The organism is Chryseobacterium sp. GM_Chr_2 (assembly GCF_026540445.1).
In the GTDB taxonomy this organism is placed as follows: Bacteria; Bacteroidota; Bacteroidia; order Flavobacteriales; family Weeksellaceae; genus Chryseobacterium.
The window spans coordinates 18,742-39,356 of record NZ_JALNUD010000009.1 but is presented as its reverse complement, the minus strand read 5'-3'; the positions used below and the strand labels follow the sequence as shown (position 1 = coordinate 39,356).

General features: G+C 36.4%; 17 protein-coding genes. 6 read left to right on the top strand and 11 right to left on the bottom strand.

The window, feature by feature from the left end; genetic code table 11:
- Nucleotides 1–31 precede the first annotated feature (31 nt).
- The 4 genes from OXQ85_RS14135 to OXQ85_RS14120 all read right to left on the bottom strand — a co-directional run bounded on the left by OXQ85_RS14135 (nucleotide 32) and on the right by OXQ85_RS14120 (nucleotide 5,152).
- Nucleotides 32–796 carry an SDR family oxidoreductase gene (locus OXQ85_RS14135; RefSeq protein ID WP_267405325.1) on the bottom strand — a complete coding sequence of 255 codons (765 nt, stop codon included), beginning with the start codon at nucleotides 794–796 and terminating at the stop codon, nucleotides 32–34.
- 207 nt (nucleotides 797–1,003) lie between these two features.
- On the bottom strand, nucleotides 1,004–2,644 hold the full coding sequence (locus tag OXQ85_RS14130) for an altronate dehydratase family protein (protein ID WP_267405324.1): 1,641 nt from the start codon (nucleotides 2,642–2,644) through the stop codon (nucleotides 1,004–1,006).
- A 139-nt stretch (nucleotides 2,645–2,783) separates the two neighbouring features.
- Nucleotides 2,784–4,064 carry an L-fucose:H+ symporter permease gene (gene fucP / locus OXQ85_RS14125; RefSeq protein WP_267405323.1) on the bottom strand — a complete coding sequence of 427 codons (1,281 nt, stop codon included), beginning with the start codon at nucleotides 4,062–4,064 and terminating at the stop codon, nucleotides 2,784–2,786.
- Between the two features lie 353 nt (nucleotides 4,065–4,417).
- Nucleotides 4,418–5,152, bottom strand: coding sequence for a hypothetical protein (locus tag OXQ85_RS14120; protein ID WP_267405322.1), 735 nt, complete (start codon nucleotides 5,150–5,152; stop codon nucleotides 4,418–4,420).
- 243 nt (nucleotides 5,153–5,395) lie between these two features.
- Here OXQ85_RS14120 and OXQ85_RS14115 point away from each other — a divergent pair, with 243 nt between their 5' ends.
- From OXQ85_RS14115 to OXQ85_RS14090, 6 genes are all read left to right on the top strand, one after another.
- A complete protein-coding gene (locus OXQ85_RS14115) occupies nucleotides 5,396–6,172 on the top strand; it encodes an isocitrate lyase/phosphoenolpyruvate mutase family protein (RefSeq protein WP_267405321.1) in 777 nt (258 codons plus the stop codon).
- Entirely contained in the window at nucleotides 6,172–7,215 is a 1,044-nt protein-coding gene (locus OXQ85_RS14110; protein ID WP_267405320.1) for a methylated-DNA--[protein]-cysteine S-methyltransferase, read from the top strand. The genes OXQ85_RS14115 and OXQ85_RS14110 overlap by 1 nt, the downstream gene beginning before the upstream one ends.
- Nucleotides 7,216–7,243: 28 nt before the next feature.
- Entirely contained in the window at nucleotides 7,244–7,849 is a 606-nt protein-coding gene (locus tag OXQ85_RS14105) for a DUF2911 domain-containing protein (protein WP_267405319.1), read from the top strand.
- A gap of 3 nt (nucleotides 7,850–7,852) precedes the next feature.
- On the top strand, nucleotides 7,853–8,380 hold the full coding sequence (locus tag OXQ85_RS14100; protein WP_267405318.1) for a GNAT family N-acetyltransferase: 528 nt from the start codon (nucleotides 7,853–7,855) through the stop codon (nucleotides 8,378–8,380).
- A gap of 296 nt (nucleotides 8,381–8,676) precedes the next feature.
- On the top strand, nucleotides 8,677–9,039 hold the full coding sequence (locus OXQ85_RS14095) for a cupin domain-containing protein (RefSeq protein ID WP_267405317.1): 363 nt from the start codon (nucleotides 8,677–8,679) through the stop codon (nucleotides 9,037–9,039).
- 353 nt (nucleotides 9,040–9,392) lie between these two features.
- Complete coding sequence (locus tag OXQ85_RS14090; protein WP_267405316.1) at nucleotides 9,393–9,788, top strand: PEGA domain-containing protein; 396 nt, start codon at nucleotides 9,393–9,395, stop codon at nucleotides 9,786–9,788.
- A 72-nt stretch (nucleotides 9,789–9,860) separates the two neighbouring features.
- Here the strand turns inward: OXQ85_RS14090 and OXQ85_RS14085 are convergent, their stop codons facing one another.
- The 7 genes from OXQ85_RS14085 to OXQ85_RS14055 form a co-directional block, all read right to left on the bottom strand.
- A complete protein-coding gene (locus OXQ85_RS14085; protein ID WP_267405315.1) occupies nucleotides 9,861–10,295 on the bottom strand; it encodes a hypothetical protein in 435 nt (144 codons plus the stop codon).
- Nucleotides 10,296–10,390: 95 nt separating this feature from the next.
- On the bottom strand, nucleotides 10,391–11,617 hold the full coding sequence (locus tag OXQ85_RS14080; RefSeq protein ID WP_267405314.1) for a condensation domain-containing protein: 1,227 nt from the start codon (nucleotides 11,615–11,617) through the stop codon (nucleotides 10,391–10,393).
- Between the two features lie 14 nt (nucleotides 11,618–11,631).
- Complete coding sequence (locus OXQ85_RS14075; protein ID WP_267405313.1) at nucleotides 11,632–12,900, bottom strand: condensation domain-containing protein; 1,269 nt, start codon at nucleotides 12,898–12,900, stop codon at nucleotides 11,632–11,634.
- A gap of 4 nt (nucleotides 12,901–12,904) precedes the next feature.
- Nucleotides 12,905–15,301: a nucleotide disphospho-sugar-binding domain-containing protein gene (locus tag OXQ85_RS14070; protein ID WP_267405312.1), complete on the bottom strand. Its 2,397-nt coding sequence runs from the start codon at nucleotides 15,299–15,301 to the stop codon at nucleotides 12,905–12,907.
- Nucleotides 15,294–16,085 carry an alpha/beta hydrolase gene (locus tag OXQ85_RS14065; protein WP_267405311.1) on the bottom strand — a complete coding sequence of 264 codons (792 nt, stop codon included), beginning with the start codon at nucleotides 16,083–16,085 and terminating at the stop codon, nucleotides 15,294–15,296. Before OXQ85_RS14065 ends, OXQ85_RS14070 begins: the two co-directional genes overlap by 8 nt.
- Complete coding sequence (locus OXQ85_RS14060) at nucleotides 16,076–16,375, bottom strand: phosphopantetheine-binding protein (protein WP_123984212.1); 300 nt, start codon at nucleotides 16,373–16,375, stop codon at nucleotides 16,076–16,078. Before OXQ85_RS14060 ends, OXQ85_RS14065 begins: the two co-directional genes overlap by 10 nt.
- On the bottom strand, nucleotides 16,363–20,598 hold the full coding sequence (locus OXQ85_RS14055; protein WP_267405310.1) for a beta-ketoacyl synthase N-terminal-like domain-containing protein: 4,236 nt from the start codon (nucleotides 20,596–20,598) through the stop codon (nucleotides 16,363–16,365). Before OXQ85_RS14055 ends, OXQ85_RS14060 begins: the two co-directional genes overlap by 13 nt.
- Nucleotides 20,599–20,615: the final 17 nt, after the last annotated feature.

Genomic DNA, 20,615 nt, shown 5'->3' with positions numbered 1-20,615 from the left:
GCGTTAAAGAAAGTAATTCGTAGGTTATTTTTTAATTATTCAAAGTAGTAAAACCACCATCAATAGGATAATCTATACCTGTAATGAAAGAGGCTTCATCACTGCATAAATACAACGCCAAAGAAGCAACTTCCTCTGGTTGTGCCATTCTTCCGATTGGCTGGGTTTTAGATAATTTCTCAAACATTTCGTCGATATTATCAGAATAATTTTTCTGTAAAAATCCATCCACGAAAGGAGTATGAACTCGTGCCGGAGAAATAGAATTACAACGAATATTTTCATTGATGTAATCTTTGGCAACACTCATTGTCATTGCTTTTACCGCACCTTTTGCCGTACTGTAAGCAAATCGGTCAGGAATTCCGACCAATGCTGCAATAGAAGCCATATTGATAATCACACCGCCGTTAGATTTTCTAATTTGTGAAATTCCGGCAAACAGACAATTATAAACTCCTTTAATATTGACATTATAAATTCTGTCGAAATCTTCTTCCGATGTCGTATCTGCTTTTCCGATGTGTGCAATTCCGGCATTATTAATTAAAATATTAATCGCTCCGATTTGGTCGAAAGCGGATAATACATCCTTCTGTTTTGAAACATCACAAGCGTAAACTTTTGCAATTCCTCCTGCAGATTGTATTTTTTCCAACGTTTCCTGTCCGTTTTGTTCTGTGATTTCGAGAATATGAACTTCGGCGCCATTGGCTGCAAGTTGAACGGCAATGGCTTGTCCGATTCCGCTTCCTCCGCCTGTTATTACTGCTTTTTTATTTTTTAATGAAAACATTTTTATCTTAATTATTTATTTGTTTTTAACGCAAAGTGCGCAAAGATTTTTTTAATATTGTTCTGCATATTTTTCGTTCGCAAAGGCGTTTCACTCAGCTAAGGCTTACTGCTGATTTTGAAAATAATACCATCTTTATTTTACTTTTCATTCTTAATGCGACTTACTCCAACCTTGATTCTTTTTACTTTTAACTTGGCTCTTCCATCAAAGACTCACCCCTCTTTTCCAAGGAATAAAATCATCCTGATTCAATGCAACAGCTTTAGGAATAATATTTCCACTGGCGACTTCAATGCAGAAATCTAAAATATCTTCTCCCATTTCCTGAATCGTTTTTTCACCACGAACAACCGCACCTGTATCAATATCAATTATATCCGACATTTTTGTTGCTAAAGCTGTATTGGTAGCAACCTTAATGACTGGACAAACCGGATTTCCTGTCGGAGTTCCAAGACCTGTTGTGAACAAAATTAAAGTTGCTCCGGAAGCTGCTTTTCCTATGGTTGCTTCTACATCATTTCCCGGTGTACAAACTAAGCTCAATCCCGGTTTGGTGGCGGATTCTGTGTAATCCAAAACATCGACAACCGGCGATGAACCTCCTTTTTTAGCTGCTCCTGCAGATTTTATGGCATCGGTAATCAATCCGTCTTTGATATTTCCCGGAGATGGGTTCATATAAAATCCTGAACCGACTGCATGAGCGAGTTCATCGTATTCCGTCATTAATTTGATGAATTTTTCGGCGGTTTCTTTGTCTACGGAACGGTCGATTAATTCCTGTTCAACACCACATAATTCTGGGAATTCTGCGAGTAAAACTTTTGCCCCCAAAACGGAAAGCATATCTGCCAAATAACCAACCGCAGGATTGGCTGAAATCCCACTGAAACCATCGCTTCCGCCGCATTTTACACCCACACATAGTTTGCTGATGGGTGCATCTTCACGTTCAATTTTATTAATTTCAAGAAGCCCTTTTAATGTTCCGAAAATTGCATTTTTAAGCATGGTTTCTTCGCTTTCGGCTTTTTGTTGTTCAAAAACGAGTAAAGGTTTATCAAAATCAGGATTTCTGTTGTATAAGTCTCTTTTAAAATTATCAATTTGAAGATGTTGACAACCCAAACTTAGTAACGTAACCCCTGCAACATTGGGATGGTCTGCATAAGAAGCCAACAATTTGCTGAGTGTATCTGCATCCTGTCTTGTACCGCCACAACCGCCTGTGTGATTGAGAAATTTGATTCCGTCAACGTTTTTAAAAATCCTTTCTTTTGCGAGAATATTGGATGGCGAAAAATCAAGATCATCCAAATTTTCTCCTTTTGAAATGGCTTCTACCAATTGATGCGTGTAGCTTTTGTATTTTGCATCTACAGCATATCCGAGTTCGTTATATAGGGATTCTTTAATGATATCCAGATTGCGGTTTTCACAAAAAACAGTCGGAATAAAAAGCCAGTAATTTGCTGTTCCGACATCGCCATTTGAACGGTGATATCCTTTAAAAGTTTTATATAAAAATCTACTGACATCAGGTTTTGTCCAGTGATAATCGACTTCACGGTAATAATAAGGTTCGGCTGCGTGTTTGGTATTGTCTGTCGTCATTCGGGTTCCTGCTCCCAAATCGTACTGAACTTTACCAACCAAAACGCCATACATAAAGATTTCGTCGCCCTGTCTCATGTCATTCATGAAGAATTTATGTTTGGCAGGAATGGCTTCTAAAGTCTTATATGTTACACCTTCGAAAATAATTTCGGTTTCTGCAGGAATATCCTGCAATGCGACCAAAACATTGTCTTTTTGATTTATTTTTAAAATTAAATTGCTCATTTTTAATTTAAATTGAATGTCTTTTGTGTTGTTTTTTGAACACAAAGTTCTCTAAGTTTTTTTTGACTACTAATCGTTTTTTTAGTTTCACAAAGGCGTTTCACTTAACTAAGATCACAGAGGTTTTTATTTCTATTAATTATGATGATAAATTTTTATTTCTGAATCTTAATGAAAACAGAAAAACGATGATAAAACAGATGACAGGAACAACATAAGATAAATGAATATTTCCTGAAATATCTGTGATTTTACTTGCTATTGGCGGAATGATCGCGCCTCCGACAATCGACATAATTAATAAACTCGATGCAGATTTAGTTTCCGAAGCTGCTCCTTCAATTCCTAAAGCAAAAATCGTTGGAAACATGATTGACATGAAAAACGTCAGTAAAACAAGTGCATATAAGGTTGAAATTCCCGATCCAATCACAATCCAAATACTTAGGACGATACTGATTACACTGTAAATCCCCAATAATTTTTGTGGCGAAATATATTTCATGAAAAATGTTCCTGCGAAACGTCCGATCATAAATAAAAGTCCGGCAACACCTGCATAATATTTGGCTTCCTGACCTTTCATTTGGATGGCATCTTCCGCAAAAACCAACAGAAAACTAAAGACATAAATTTGTGCTCCGATATAAAAAAACTGAGCTAAAACTCCCCAACCGACATTTTTTACACCTAAAACCTGTAAGAAATTTTTCGTTGATTTTTCTTTATTTTCCGATACTTCCGGAAGTTTTATGAATAGAAATAAAATCATAACTAATAAAAGAATTAGTCCTAAAATCAGGTAAGGCCCTTTTACCAAAGATGTTTCCGCCTGAATGTAGGCTAATTTTGCAGTTTTAGAAAGTGTGGAGAGTTCTTCCTGAGATTTTGGTTCTTCGCCCAAAATAAAAATTCCGCCAATGATAGGAGCTACAGAGGCTGCTAAACCATTGAAAGACTGAGCGAAATTTAATCTTTGTGCAGCTTTTTCAGGTTCGCCTAAAATGGTGATGTAAGGATTTGCCGCAGTTTCCAAAATTGCTAAACCACACGATAGCACAAATAAAGCTCCAAGAAAAAACGGATAACTGATCGTATTCGCGGCGGGAATGAATAAAAAACAACCCGCTGCAAAAAAGAATAATCCGGTTAAAATTCCTGTTTTGTAACCATATTTTTGAATGATGATTCCAGCTGGAATAGCGAGTAAAAAGTACGCTGCGAAAACGGCAGAATCTACTAATGAAGCCTGAAAGTGACTCAACTGAAAAGCACTACGTAAATGTTTAATTAAAATAGGATCCAGATTATGGATGAACCCCCAAAAAAAGAACAGACTTGTGATAAGTATGAGGGGCAGTCCATAATTTTTTTTTCGGGAGATAGAAGAAAGCGAACTTCCGGTTTGGGCATTATTCATCGATCTGGTTTGTTTTATACATTAATATCTGTTTTTATGTGTATGCTGAAAGTGATAATCATCTTTAATAAGAATATTTTGAATCGAACGAGCTTATTGTTTGGATTCAAAATTTCGACACTTTCTGATTTTTTAAATGTATAAAAAAATTATAGAATAAAAACCGATAGGGCAGGATAGTACAAGATAGTTTAATTATAATGTGGTTTTTGTGAGAATTTATTATTATATTTTCTTTTTTAAGTAGTGATTATAAATGAGCTTTGCCAATGTTAGAAAAATAATTCACTTTAGAATCTATTAAAAAAGACTTCCCAATCGGAAAGTCTTCTATTGTATAATATTGTTTTAAATTATATGATCTTGTAATAGGGAGCGTTGAAATATTTACTTTTTTGAATATACACCCTATTTCGGTCGGCATCGAAAATCCAGTTGAATCTTCTCAATAGATCGGCTCCGAAATAATTCACTTTTTGGGTTTTGATATCACCAGCAAAAAATCCTGCTGAAACGTCTTTCAGAACGATATTATCTAATTTTAGAAAAGGTAAAATTCCCTGTTTGGTAATCACACTTTGTCCGGCCGAATTTTTTAATATTTTTTCTCCAGAGACTTTTAATTTTTGGTCTAATTGTTTTCCGTCTGCAAATTCGTTGCTGTAAAGAATTCCGCCAGAATATCCTGATTGTAGTAAAAAATAAACTTCCTGTTGTTGATTATCAATGATATTATCTGCAGGGATAAAAAACTGTCCGTCATTGAAAAATAAAGGGGTTGAGCTATAACCTTCTAAATCCGGCATTATATCATAAACAATAAACTGATGATTGTCGTAATCGATTTTAAAAGCTTTTCCTTTAAAAATTCCTGTTCCGATCTTTCCGTCGGCTTCATGACCTGTGAGTTCATTATCAAAAAAACGAATGTTTTTATATTCTTTACTTCCGATTTTTACCGTATTCCCGTTACTAATTTCATTTTTGAACAAAATATGATCTGCTTTTTTCGTTCGGTCAGGAGAAAGAGAAGCGTCTTCCATCGCAATTTGAAACATCAAATCAAGAGAATCTTTACCGTTAACCAAAGTTTTGACAATGATATTATTGTGTTTAGTAAGACGAAAAGGGATTTTCTCTTGAGATTTAAAAAAGGAAAATGATATAAGTATGGTAATTATTAAGATTGATTTTTTTAACATTATGTAAGAGATTATCAGTTTAAAATTATAAAGGTTAAATTACTTTTTATTTTTGAGAGACAAAAATACTTGTCCATTTTTCGGTTGTCCGTAGATTTCTGAAGCCATAGTTTTGTCAAAAAAAGAAATATGACGAATATTCAGACCTTTAAAGAACTGCATAAAACTGATGAACCCTTATTATTAGGAAATGTTTGGAATCCTCAAAGTGCTAAATTGTATGAAAATTTAGGATATAAAGCGGTGGCAACATCAAGTTCGGCGGTTGCTCACAGTTTAGGATATGAAGACGGTGAAAACATGACTTTTGGCGAATATCTTTACATTGTTGAGAGAATTTTAAAATCAATATCAATTCCGTTAACGGTTGATTTGGAAGGCGGTTATGGAAAAAATGCGGACGAAATCGTTGCAAATATTTCAAAATTAGCTGAGATCGGAGTTGTCGGAATTAATATTGAAGACAGCTATATGATTGATGGCATCAGAAAGATCGAAGAGAAAACAGTTTTTGCTGAAAAATTAAAATCGATTATTTTAAAATTAAAGGAAATTCATATTGACATTTTCATCAATCTGAGAACAGATCCCTTTTTATTAGGACTGGAAAATCCCGTAGAAGAAACTTTAGAAAGAATAAAACTGTTTGAAGAAACCGGAATTGACGGAATTTTTGTCCCTTGCATTACTGATGAAAAAGATATTGAAACCATCGTGAATTCCACAAAACTTCCGGTGAATGTTATGGCGATGCCTGAGCTTCCTGATTTTGATATATTGAAAAAATTAGGGGTAAAAAGAATTTCATCGGGTAATTTTGCTAACGGATATATTTATCAGAAATTATCAGAAAAAGGCGAGGAAATTATCAATGTTAAAAGTTTTTCCCCGATTTTTGTATCCTAATGAAACTGACAGAGGAAAGAATGTATCAGGCGTCTTTGGATAAAGATTCTTCATTTGAAGGCATCTACTGGATGGCGGTAAAAACGACAGGAATATTTTGTCGTCCCGTTTGTACTGCCCGAAAACCGAAGCGGGAAAATGTAGAATTTTTCTTAACGACAGAAAAAGCCATCGAAAAAGGATATCGAGCATGTAAAGTATGTCAGCCTCTGAAAAAATTAAATGAAACACCTCCATATATTCAGGAATTATTAACTGAATTGGCTCAAAATGTATCATTAAAAATAAAAGATGCAGACCTTTTAAAAAGAAATATAGAACCCGTAACGCTTCGCCGCTGGTTTTTAAAAAATCACGGAATGACTTTCCATGCTTTTCAGAGAGAATTTCGGATGAATGCAGCATTTAAGAAGATAAAAAATGGGGAAAGTATTATCGAAACAGCGTTAGATTCAGGATATGAAAGTTTAAGCGGTTTTAATGAAAGCTTTAAAAATATTCTCGGAACTTCGCCTAAAAATAGTAAGAAACAAATGGTTATTGATCTTAAAAGAATTGAAACTCCGCTGGGAACCATGTATGCATGTGCCACCGATGAAGGTATTTGCCTGCTTGAATTCACCGATCGGAAAAATATAGAAAAGCAATTCACGTCATTATCTAAAGCGTTACATGCTGAAATTGTACAGGGAGAAAATAAGCACTTTCCACAACTTGAAACAGAGTTAAAAGAATATTTTGAAGGAAAGAGAATAGGTTTTGAGGTTCCTTTACAAATCATCGGAACCTATTTTCAGCAAAAAGTCTGGCAATTGTTAAGAGAAATCCCAATGGGAGAGGTGAGAACCTATAAACAACAATCGGAATTATTAGGAAATTTAAAAGCAATCCGCGCGGTCGGAACGGCCAACGGAATTAATAAAATAGCGATTGTAATTCCCTGTCATCGCGTGATTGGCTCAAATGGCGACTTAGTTGGCTATGCTGGAGGAATTTGGCGTAAACAAAAATTATTGGAATTGGAGAAGGCTATTTTGTTTTGATTTCGTAATTTTAGACAAAAATTTACACGTGAAAAAGTTACTATTTGCAGTTTGCATATCGGCTTCAGCTTTAAGTTTTGCTCAGGATTATTCGGTGCCGGCAGCGAGCCCGCGTCAGAAGGTTGAGCAGCAGTTTTCAATGTCTAAAATCACGGTTGACTACGGAAGACCTGGGGTAAAAGGGCGTAAGATCTTCGGAGAATTGGTGCCTTACGGACAGGTTTGGAGAGCGGGAGCAAACTCATCTACAAAAATTACTTTCGGACAATCTGTTAATTTCGGCGGAAAAGTAGTTCCTGCAGGTACTTACGGATTATTCATCGTTCCGACTGAAAAAGAATGGAAGGTGATTTTAAATAAAGATTTCCAACAATGGGGTGCTTATACTTACGATCCAAAACAGGATGTAGTAGACGTTATGGTTCCGGTGAATCCTTTGACAGATAAACAGGAATGGTTTGAAATTACGTTGAATCCAACAGGGGAAAACTCTGGGAATTTGGTAATCAAATGGGATATGGCGCAGGCTGAGGTGGCTTTAAAGCCATCAAGCCCGGATGCAGTAACTAAGATTGCCGATAAATTAAAGGAAATCAAAAAAATTGAATCAGACGCTGCAAAATCAAAAGGTTAAGCAATGAATTTTTCTATTCAAACGATTTTAGAAAACGAAAAATATCAATTAATCCCCTTACAGCAAGGGGATTTTGAGTCTTTATACGAAGTGGCTTCTGATCCTAAAGTCTGGGAGCAGCATCCGAATAAAGATCGATATCAAAGAGAGGTTTTTGAAAACTTTTTTAAAGGAGCCATCGAAAGCAAAGGAGCTTTTAAAATTGTTGAAAAATCGACTGGCGACGTTTTGGGAAGCACCCGGTTTTATGATTTTGATGAAGCTAAAAACAGCATTTTCATAGGATATACTTTCTACGGAACAAAGTCTTGGGGAAAAGGGATCAATCCTCAGATTAAAAAACTGATGCTCGACTATATTTTCCAGTTTGTGGAGACTGTTCATTTTCATATCGGAAAAAAAAATTACCGCTCACAAACCGCTTTGGAAAGATTAGGCGGAAAGAAAATTGCGGAAGAAGAGGTTGCCTATTTCGGGGAGCCCTCAAGAACTAATTTTGTGTACGAAATCAAAAAAGAAAATCATTTTTAGGTTAAAATTATTATTTGTAAATACATAATATTTTTGAACCATTAAGAAATGGTTAAGAGGTTTAGAAAATTAAGAAAAGCTTTGCTTTTATCTTAAAAATGTACATAAGTAATATTATCTTAACTTCTTAAATGTCTCTTAATGGTTTTAAAATCAAAATTTTAAATAGAATTTGAATTAAATCTGTTGTTCCCTTTTATAAATGAAATGCCTTTGTGAAACTGAAAAACAATTAGTAGTTAAAAAAACTCTGCGAACTTTGTGTTAAAATCAAATTCAATTGAATAAAAATAAAGATGAAAAAATATAAAATCCAGATATCCCCATTTGTCGTTCCAACGACTGATGGGAAATTAATTGAAGAACATTGGGGAAATTCCACAGGAAATTCTAATGTTTCCATCGCTCACATGGTAGCACCTCCAGATTGGAGTGAACCGCACCAGACTCCCGAATTTGATGAATTTACTTTGATTATTTCAGGTAAAAAGCAGTTCGAAATTGATGGTGAATTGGTTACTTTAGAAAAAGGACAGAGTATTTTGATAGAAAAAGGAGCCAGAGTTCGTTACAGCAATCCGTTTTCAGAGCCTTGTGAATATATCGCGATTTGTCTTCCTGCGTTTTCGATGGAATTGGTGAATAGAGAACAAGAATAATTTTAAATATGGCGTTACAAATATGTCCCAAGTGTAAAGAGCAATCATTCACCTGGTTTATTAATGGAAAAACTTCTTTAACAAGCTGGAGTTGCTTTGAATGTGACTATGAAGCTAAGGAAAATGAAAATGATCAATGTACCTGTGAAAATTGTCAGAAGCATACAAAAACAAAGTTGAAAGATAAAAAAGAAGAATATTGGTGGTGTTCTAATTGTAATGAAATCAGCTGAATAGAAATGTGATTTTGTTTTTTTAGTTAAGTTTTGTTTGTAAAAGCTTTTTCAAAGTTTTTTAATTGAATAATTTTTGTAAGTTCGCGCACTGAAATTATTAGGAATAAACTTTTAACTATGAAAAACAGACTATTGGTTGTGGCATTGCTTGGAATGATGCTTTCTACAACTTCATGTGCTACTATGTTTACAGGAACAAGAGACAAAATCACTTTTAATTCTGTTCCGGAAGGAGCTAAGGTTCTTCACAAAGGCGTTGAAAAATGCACAACACCTTGTACAGTTCCTATCTCTAGAGGATTGGGGAAACAAATGATTACCATCGAAAAAGAAGGTTACAGCAGTGAAGAATTTAAATTAAAGAAAAATTTTAATCCTGTTACTTTACTAAATATCCTTGTAGGTGGCGCTATCGGAGTGGGGATTGATGCTGCTACAGGCTCATTAACAAAGTATTCTCCAAAAGCGTACAGTGTTACTTTAGAGGAAACAAAAACTGAAGAAAATAAATAAGTTATTTTAATTTTCTGAAAAAATATCAACGATCTGCCATATAATAAAGCAGATCGTTTTTTATTTTTAATATTAATTAGCGGGGAGTGTTTTGTATAAATATCTTTTCAGGATCAATATTGGGATATACGTAAACAAAATAGATAGTAAGCCTGCCAAAACTCCCACTAATAAAGCCATTGCAGTGGCATCGAGCTTATAAAATTCTGACAGAATATATTGAGCAGATAATAAACTTAATAAAACCAATGAACCTGTAATTAAACCATGCAAAATGCTCAGCTTGGTCATTAATTTTTTTAAATTAAGCTGATCGTCAACCTTAAATTCAATGGCTTCCTGTCCAGCGGCATCGGTTACCCTTTTCATGATGTCTATCGTGAGAACAACGGGCAAAAAAATTGCCATAGGCAGCGTTAATCTTGCTAAACTTTGGGTACAGGAAAAGAAATGCGTGTAACCCAATTCATTAAAACTCGCATAAGCAATAATGAAATTAAAAAACACATTTGGAAGCACATAAATAATCATCCGCTTTCTGAGAAAGCGATTCAGCGTTGTTTTTTTGAGCGGTTTCGGTTGAGCCTTTTTTATTTTAAATTTCATGAAATCAACAGCTCAATAGCTTTATCTTTTATTTTTTTCGCTTCTTCTTTCGGAAGAAAATTTTCATTAGACATAAACGTAAAATCCATTTGTTGGTTGTAAGTGGTTGTCACCAATGTGTTAGAATTCAACCAAGGAAATGCAACTGTCGGACTGAAAATGGTGTCCAACGTAAAATTTTTATACTCACTCGGAATATCAATTTTGCCCATATTCGACAACGTAATATCGTGTCCGCCTTTGCTGGATTTTAATAATGAAATCATGCGATCAACCACAGGATGCATGTTTTCGCCCATCCATAACAATTCTCTTGCTTCAGTTTTTTCTATTTTTTCAACTAAATCTTTCTTGATTTTTTGTGCATTTTCAATTAAACTTTGTCTTTTTTTGATAGACAATTCAACCGTCGGAGCAAATGCAAAAATATGATCCTGCTTAATTTCCGGGATAAAATGACGAACATCGACCGGACTGATCACTTTTCCTTTGGCATTTTTACCTTGCATTTCCTTGAAAGCCTGCATAAAAGCCGAACATAATAATGCATGAACAGAAATTCCGTTCGCTTTACATTTTTCAAGTATTTTTTTGGAAACAGCAGCATCCAGCTTTCTGTGAAGGGCATAGTTTTTTCCAAGATTTTTGTCTTTACTTTTAGATTGAATTAAAAAAAACAGTTTCGCCATCATTACATAAAATCTAGCTTTTCGTTTCTTCTTTTTTAAATTAAAATCTGCAGGAAGAAAATCATTAACTGAATTAAAATTTTCATACGAACTTAATTCAACATTAGGATCATCTAGTAAAGTTATAAGTTCACGAATCAAAGTGATGCCTGTTGTCCCGTCACAAAGGCAGTGAGGCATTACCCAAAGAATTTCGGAAGTCGTTCCGCCTTTTACCCAAACGAGCTGTGCCATTGGTTTTTTCTTATCTTCAAAAAGCCTGTACCATTCATTTGCGGATTCAAGCAACCAGTCTTCATCGGTTTTTCTTTCAACAATGCGAAGCGGAATCGACGAAATCTCTTTTTCCTCAACAAAGAAAGGATATTTTGCACTTTTATGATCGATAGAAACCCTCAATAAAGGATGTTTTTGCTGAATTTTATCTAAAGCAATTCTAATATGATCCTCATGGATTTCACCATTAATCTTGGTTGTAAATACACAATTTACAGGAGTTTCAGAATCAACATACATGATTCTTTCTACCATCATCAGTTTTCTTTTAATCATGATACTGCCAAAGATTGTGTTTGCTGTTTTACAATTTTCATCATTTCATCCCGAATTGCCAATGCGTCGGAATATGGCAAATAACCTTCACTTCCCATAAACGCAAAATCCATCTCGCCACGGAAAGTAGAAGTGACCATCGTTGTCGTATTTCCCAACGGCCCGATTACAGAAGGACTGAAAATATTTTCTACTGTAAATTCTTTGTATTCATGCGCAATTGGAATACGTCCTAAATTAGAAAACATACAATCGTTCGAAGATTTTCCGTTTTTCAGTAATTTAGTGAAATTCGTCAACGCATCATGAGCAGATTCCATCACCATCATGGTGATATATGGATTAAGCTTTGATGTTTTTTTCTCAACGGCTTCCTGCATCAGTTTCAAATTTTCTTCAAAACCGAATTTTTTGTTTAAAGAAACCACAATCATCAATCCAAAAGCGAAAATATGATCGGCTTTTATTTGATTCGCAAAACGTCTGATATCAACCGGACAAGAAACTTTATTAAATGCTTTTTCCTTTCTGATTTTCTCAAATGCCTTTAAAAGTGTTGCGCAAAGAAAAGTATTGACCGTTACTTTTTGAGATTTACAATAAGCAATCAGTTCCTGACTTGTCTCTTTATCGAATCTCCAATTGATTAAATAATCGCTTTGTCTATCGGTCATTTTTTTATTGACAGGAATGACTTTAATCGCTGTTGCAGCAAGCCTTCCGATCATTTTTGCTTTAAATTTTTGTCCAGTGCTGTTCAGAATTTTGCTCGGAACCACATCCTGAATTCCCAAAATCGGATCTTCAACACCAATATTGTAATTCGGATTGTCTAGCAATTTTAAAAATTCATCCAAAACAGCCATGGCAGAACCGCCATCACATAAGCAATGGTGAAACACAAACATCATATCTGAAATTTCTTCGCCCTTGATCCATACAAATCGCATCAATGGTTGCTCTTTATAATTGAATAGTTTATACCACTCATTTTTTGATTCTTCCAGCCAGTCGTTTTCATCTTTTCGGGCTAAAATTCTAATCGGAATTTTTACTTTTTCTGAAACTTCAAACCACGGAATATTTTTTTCATCATGTTGAATCACAGCCTTTAACCAGGGATGTTTTTCCTGAATCTTTTCAAAAGCATGTTGAATATCTTTCAGCACAAATGTTCCCTTTAATCTGAAAGGAATAACGGTGTTGAAAGGTTCTGTTCCGTCACCAAGCAACATTCGTTCGCCAAATAATAATTTTCTTTTCATAGGCTTACACAGGAACTAAAGTGGATTGTTCTACAAAATTTTCCAGCAATTCTACCGCACGATCGTTTCCTCCGGCGTTAATTAAACTTGCTTGAACTTCCTTCGCTGCATTTCTGTAGGTTGGATTTTCCAAGAGTTCAAAAACAGTTTGGCGAAGCGCATCAACACGTAATCTTTTATATCTAATACTAATTCCGCAACCTGCTTTTTCAATCAGTTTTGCAATATGAAAATGGTCGTAAGCAATTGGTGTGATTAGCATTGGTAATCCGTTGGTAAACGTATCATTAACCGTATTAAAACCGCCATGACAAATCACAGCATCCATGTGAGGCATCAAAGCTGATTGTGGCACAAAACTGCTTACAATAAAGTTCGATGGCCATTCCTCGAAAATTTCCGGTGGAGTAGCAGCGATTACCGTTACAGGTTGATCTGCAAACGCAGCAATTACTTTTTCGAAAAATGCTTTTCGAATATCTACTAAAAGTGTTCCTAATGAAACAAATATTTTCGGAGTTGTTGAAGCATTTAATTTATCCCAGTCAAAAGGTGCTGGATTTGGACGACCTTTTACAGGCCCAACAAATTGCATATGACTTGGAACTTCTTCAAAATCAGCAAATTTTTGGGATGTAAAAATTAAATTTAAATGATGAGAATGAATGAAAATTCCGTCATCATCAATTCCGACTTCTTTTTGAAGAGTTTTAATTAAATTCTGTTGCCATTCGAAAATTTTCGGTGCGCTGTTTTCTGTATCGCCCATCACATCGGGTGGAACAGGCGTTGTCGTCACACAAGGAATATTATTTTTGTGGGCAAAAAGCGCTCCTCCAAAAGTAATACAATCGTTTACAATTACATCAGGTTGCCATTCTTTGGTCAATGTTTCCAAACCGGGCATCATCATTTTTGCGAAAGGAACATAAGTCTCTTCCAAAGCCAGTTTCATCACTTCAGGACCTGAACAAGCGGGACCATCATCTTGTCTTTTTAAAATCTTAGCAATTTCATCCTGATAAGGAATTAAATCCTGTTCAGGATAAAAATAACTTCCGCCTTCCGGAATATGTTTGTTGTCTAAAGGCGTAATTCCGAACCATTTTACTTCATGACCACGAGCAATTAAACTCGCTCCAACGCTCAAAGTCGGACTGATATGTCCAAAAAATGGAGGAACAACAAATAAAAATTTAGACTTCGGTTTTTCCATAATTGAATTTGAAATGGCGTTTTCTAATAAATTGGCTGCTGTTGCGCTTCCTCCGGCTTCGATGAAAGATTCGCGAACGGTTTCGGCAGCTTTTTTATATTCAGGATTGGTTAAAATATTTTGTACAGCTTCGTTTAAATGATGTGCTTTAAATCGGTTGAAATTCAGACGTTCGCCTGCTCTGGTACGCACAACACGCCCTGCAACATGCGACTGGTCATACGCAATCGGAATTACCACCAACGGTAAACCATTCGACAACGTTTCAGAAACCGTATTGTGACCGCCGTGAGAAACTACACCGTCCAAATGACGTAACAAATCCAACTGAGGAACCTGCTGATAGACCATAAAATTCTCGGGCCATTGCTCGAAAAGCTGAGGATCTGAAACCACGACAACCGTTAAGTTTTCATCTTTAAAAGCATCAACAACCTTTTGGAAAAATGCTTTTTTATGTTCGTGATCGAAAGTCGTTCCGATGCTTACTAAAATCTTTTTTCTTGGATTGCTGTTAAATTTATCCCAGTCAAATTCACTGGAAACACGACGTTCCGTAAGAACCGGACCAGTGAACTGGTAATTCGCTTCAAGATCCATTTCACCAAAGAAATATTGGGAAGTTAAAACCAGTGTCAATAAATCCGAACAATCTAATGCATGGTTTTCTTCAACACCTAATTCCTGTTGTAAAGCGATGATTTGTTTTTCTTCCCATTCATGAACTTTTGGAAGCTCACTCATGATTTTAATCGCAGCCGGAGCAGTAACTGTTGTCGCATAAGGCAAGCCTAATTTTTTGGCAGCAATAGAAGCGGCAAATAACTGATGGTCGCCAATTACCAAATCGGGTTGATATTCTTTTAACAAAGGAATAATCCCGTTATAGCAATGTCTGTTTAAAGGAATCAGAACATCTTCGTACAAAAATTTGATGCTGTCGATTCCATAAACCACTTTTTTAGAAATGATATCGAGATAGTTTTCACTTTCTCTTTTTTCTTGGTCGGTTTGGTCATACTGAATCAATAATAATTCTCCGCCTTCCGGAAGTTTATGTTGTAATTGTTGGTCGAGACTTATCCATGCAACTTGGTGTCCTCTTTCCAGAAGAGTTGCACCGATGCTTAATGTGGGATTGACATGACCTGTTAAAGGTGGAACTATAAATACAAATTTAGCCATGGTTTTGTGATAAGGTTTTTAATGATTTTGATAAAAAATGGGCGATGGTTTCCGCGATCAAAACAGGTTCCTGAATCGGGATGTTGTGGTCTCCCTGAATTAATTGTAATTCAGAGTTTCCGATTTGGGAATTGAGCCATTCTCCTGTCGGTCTGCAGTTGGAATCTTCACCATACATCAGCATTGTTGAAGGTTTTAATTCAGAAAAATCAACTTCGCTTAGGAAATGCTTTTCTTTAATCATATCCGCTTTTATGCTGGTCTGATTAAATAGAAACTCATACATACGATGGTTTTTTTCCATCTGTCTTTTGCCCATCTGTACTTTGGTGGTGTCGGTAAAATTGGCTACATAATGCTCCAGAAACTCTTTGCTGTATTCATCAATAATATTTCTCGCTTTTTCGTCTTGCGGATCGGGAGCTTCGATAACTACCAGTTGCTCGATGCGATTCGGAGCTTTTAAAGCGGTTTTTAAAGAAATCAATCCTCCAAAGCTGTAACCGACAAGATGTGCTTTTTCAATTTCTAAAGCATCCATTAAGACCAAAACATCAGAAGCCATATTTTCCAGATCGTAACCGTCTGTAAAACGCTCGCTCATGCCATGACTTTTCAAATCAAACATCACCACATGGAAGTGTTTGGCCAGAATCGGAGCAATATTAAAATAATAAATAGAGAGGTTGCTGAACATACCGTGGATCAGCACCACAGTTTGTTCAGCTCCTTTGTTGAGTTCCTGAATATGAACCTTTTTATCGTTAACAGAGATTATTGGCATTCGTAGATGTAATTGATAATCATACTTAAATCTAGGTTAATCAACTCGTCCAGATCCATGGATGACAACCATCCTGTGAAATCAATCTGCTCACCAAAATGCGCTTTGATTTTTTCTGAAAATGAAACGATTTCGATACTGTCCATTTCCAAATCTTTTGTAAACGAACTTTCCGGGGTAATGTCCATTTCTTCTACAAATTCTTCACCGATAACTTCTGTGATGAAACCTTTTAAAAGGGTAAATAATTCTTCGTGATTTAATTTTACTGTAGTGTTTATAGTGTCCATCCTATGATATAATTTTTATGTTTAATAGTTTTGATTTCTGTTTGATTGATCCATAAAGAATCTTCTGTAATTTTCTCGACTTCGAAGTTTTTCGGGTTTCCTTTCAGCCCTGTTCCGACGAATTTTCCGTAAGCTTCTTTGGCTACCCAGAATTTAGTTGTCCATTCTGCCTGATCTTTGCCTTTTAATAAGGCTAATTCGTTATCGGTAAAGACCAAATCGTAGAATCCCGAGCTTCGTTCTTCCATGACTTCCATATCAATTCCAACCGGTTTTCCGCTTTTTGCAATTCCGACGGCATCTTTTCCTTTATGTGCCAAAGAAATGTGAATGTCTTTCGTAGCATCTCCAATTAAGAAAGGTTTTCCGACCTCATCTTTACCAACTTCAAAAGTGATAGGGAAACAAGGGTGATTTTTTTCTTTTTTAAGAAGATTTCTCACCGCATCTTTTACTGCAACTCGGCTTACCATGTAGCTTTTTCTCTTGTTCGGAAGCAAGGTTTGATGATGCTGTTTTTCAGTCTGATTGAAATATCTTTTCAGAATAAAATCCCAAGAAGCCACCCTTGAATACGCCTGATGGAAGAAAAATACTTCAGGAGCAATTTCTTCAGAAAGACGGTTATGTAAAGGCGACATCGATACATTCCATAAAGCTGAATCGATTTCCAGACGACGGTTTTGCCATCCTGAAATTTTACACCATACTTTTCCGTTTCTGGTTAAAAGAATATCTCCGATGGCAAATTCGTCATTCATTTCCGTCAGGCTGCAGGTACATTCGAAAATACCGTCCTGATCCTGTAAATTTCCGAAAAATTCAATGTCTTTGATTTTTACGGGGAAGGCAATTCTGTCTTTTGTTAAGGTTAATTGCAGCCAAAGCCCAAATAATTGTCCTGCATTATCCAACAACGAACCTTTTCCGCCATTTCCTTTTATCTTTCCGATAATTCCTTTCGTTCCCACCTTTGAAACTTCCGTAATTCCCTGATATTTTTCACCATGAAACATATGCATTTCGTAGATTTCTTCGGGAGTTCTTTCGATAGGTAATATTTCTCCGATGGAAAGATTAAAGGTAGGATTTGGTCTTGCTGTTGAGGTTAATAAAACTTCAGCATTTGCAAAATTTTCAATATCCAAATAAGCATGGTTTACAGATTTCCATTCGCCTTTTACGGTTTTTTCGAAGGGTTTTGCCACATTCATCCATTGAAAAACGCTTATATTCATAATTTTATGAACCTGGCTACCTTCAATTTCGGCTTGTGCAATTTCTGCCAACTGTTCGAAAATCATCGTCATTGGGATCACGGGTTCCATATCGGCAACTTCTGTCCAGCCTTTTGGCTGTCTCAATAAGCTGTGATCGATGAGGTAAGGGTGAGTTTCCAACGTTACGTACAATGTTTTCTCAAAATTCTTGCTTATCGGAGCCTGAACTTTTGGCAACACAACATTTGGAATTGAAACTTTCGGACGGTCCTGAAATAAGGTTAAAACTTCCTCCTGCATTTTGATCATATCCGAGATATTATCCTGGAATGCCTGAACCAATGGATGTCCTGTTTTTACAACAGCTGCAGAAACTTTTGGCTTTGAAGTATCAATCGATTTTGCTAGATGTTGAATTTCTTTAAAATCACGGATAATGGGTGAGCCTAATTCCAGTTTAATACCTTTTCCGGACGTTTTTTTTGTTTGATTTTGAATATCTAAAAAGTCCAGTGCAACTGTTTTTCCTTCCACGAATAACGCCGCAACCACTCTTTGAAACTGTGCCAATGCAGAACGTGTCGCCACGCTTGAAGCAATCGTACTGAATGCTTTTCCTTTTAACGTATCATCAATAAATCCAATCAAACCGCCGGTTCCGACCTGAATGAAAAATCTTGCGCCTTCTTCGTATAATTTGTCCGTCAATTCACGGAAACGAACGGGTTTTACAAGGTGTTCCGCACTCAGTTTTCGGATAGATTCCTGATCAGCCGGATACGGTTCCAAAGTTGTTGCCGACCATAAAGGAATTTTCGTCTGCTGAAATTGTGCTTTTTCCATTCCTGCCAAAATCACATCTAATTTATCAGCGATGAAAGGCGAGTGAAATCCTGACTGGAACGGCAATATCTGATGAAATATCTGTTTTGATTTTAAAACGGGAACCAATTCATCCAAAGCCAAATTACTTCCACAAAGAATCACCTGATTTGGGCAATTGTCATTAGAAATATAAATGTTTTGAATTGCTGAAATGATAGGTTTAATGGTTTCAATTCCAGCTCCGATGGCGATAAATTTAGAATCTTTTAACTCAAAAGTTTCAGGATTTAAAACATCAATGAGAGCTTTTACAGAATTTACTTCCGCCAATTCAGAAGAGTAGCCTGCGAGCCATTCTCCCAAACTATGTCCTGCATTCATATCGGGAATAATTCCTAGTTTTTTTAATGAATTATCGAGAATACTGCAGTTGTTGAAGATATTTAGAGCGTCATTTAACAAACCTTCGCCTTCCGTTTCAATCGGTGCATTGATGTTGAAATAACGACTTACACTTTCCACTTCACCTTTCGCCAATCCATCTAATCCTGGAAAAACAAAGGCAACTTTTTCTCCGTTTTGCAATAGAGGAGTGTTGGTGTACCAAATATCCTGTTTATTTCTCCACGGATTATTTTTAGCAACAATTTTAGTCGCTTTTTCAATTCTTGCTGGAGTTGGTTCGAAAATCGCCACTCTGAAATTTCCTTCCCCAACGGTTGTTTCATTATTTTGTAAAGCGGTTAATAATGCTTCATGTGTTGGTCTTGCCAAGATTAAAACCTTATCTTTTTTAGGCATATCATATCCTTCCAAAACCACATGTGCATTGATTCCCCCGAATCCGAAAGCGTTTACCGCGGCTACTTTTGGTAATCCTGTTTTAGACCAGTTTTTTGCTTCCTGAACAGGCTCGAATCTTGTGTTCTGCATTTCTGAAGTCGGATTTTCGCAGTATAAAGTCGGTGGCAATGTATCGTGATACAGAGCCAGACAGGTTTTAATTAAACCTGCAATTCCCGCAGCGGGCATCGCGTGACCGATATTTGATTTTACAGAACCTATTCCGGCAATTTTAGCGCCTTCTTCTTTTCCGAAAAACTGAGCTAAGGTTTGTAATTCCGTCTTGTCACCAAGCGGAGTTCCGGTTCCATGAGCTTCGATATAACCGATTTGATTTTCATCTAAATCTGCATTTTTCCAAGCCTGTTGCAAAGCCTTTAATTGTCCTTTTACAGAAGGGCTCATCACACTGGTTCCGTTTCCGTCGCTGCTGATTCCGACACCTTTAATGACTGCATAAATTTTATCTTGATCCCGAACGGCATCTTCCAATCTTTTCAAGACTACAAATCCGCAACCTTCGCCAATCAATAAACCATCTGCATCACTGCTGAAAGGCTTGATTTGCTGTTGACGTGACATTGCGCCTAACTGGGCGAAAATACTCCAGAACGCTGCGTTTTGTCCGGTGTGAACACCACCTGCAATCATAATGTCAGAACAGCCTCTCTGAAGTTCCTGTACCGCGTGATCGACTGCTAGTAAAGCACTTGCACAGGCTGCATCGACAGTAAAAGCTGCACCACCAAGATTGAATCGATTTGCCACTAATGAAGCCACTAAATTCGGAATTAATCCCATCGCGGTATCTGCTGCAAAACGTCCTTTCTTTTCCTGAAAAGCATGTTTCACTTTTTCGATATCAGCGGAAGAAACTTCGGGTAACAATTCCTTTAACAAAGAAGAAATCTGCTCACCTGTTCTTACAATTTCGATGGCACGGGTTGCTCCCGGTCCGGTGTAATTTCCTTTCCCTATGATGATTCCTGTTTTTTCAAGCGAAATATTTTTCTGAAAAATACCTGCATCATCTAAGGCTTTCTGAACCAAATCCAAGGTTAATAAATGGTCGGGTTCAGTTCCTTCAACCGCCAATGGTAAAATTCCGAAAGCTGTTGGATCGAATTCATAATCAGGTATAAATCCACCGCGTTGACAATAAAAACGGTCAACCGGATTCGTGCTGTCACTGAAATGAACAGGATCGATTCGGTCGGCCGGAGCCAATTGGGTAGAATCTACTTTATTGACAATATTCTGCCAAAAAGTGTTGACATCCTGTGCCCCCGGAAAGACACAAGATAAACCAATTATTGCAACATCTGTTTTTTTCATACATTCAATTTAAAACA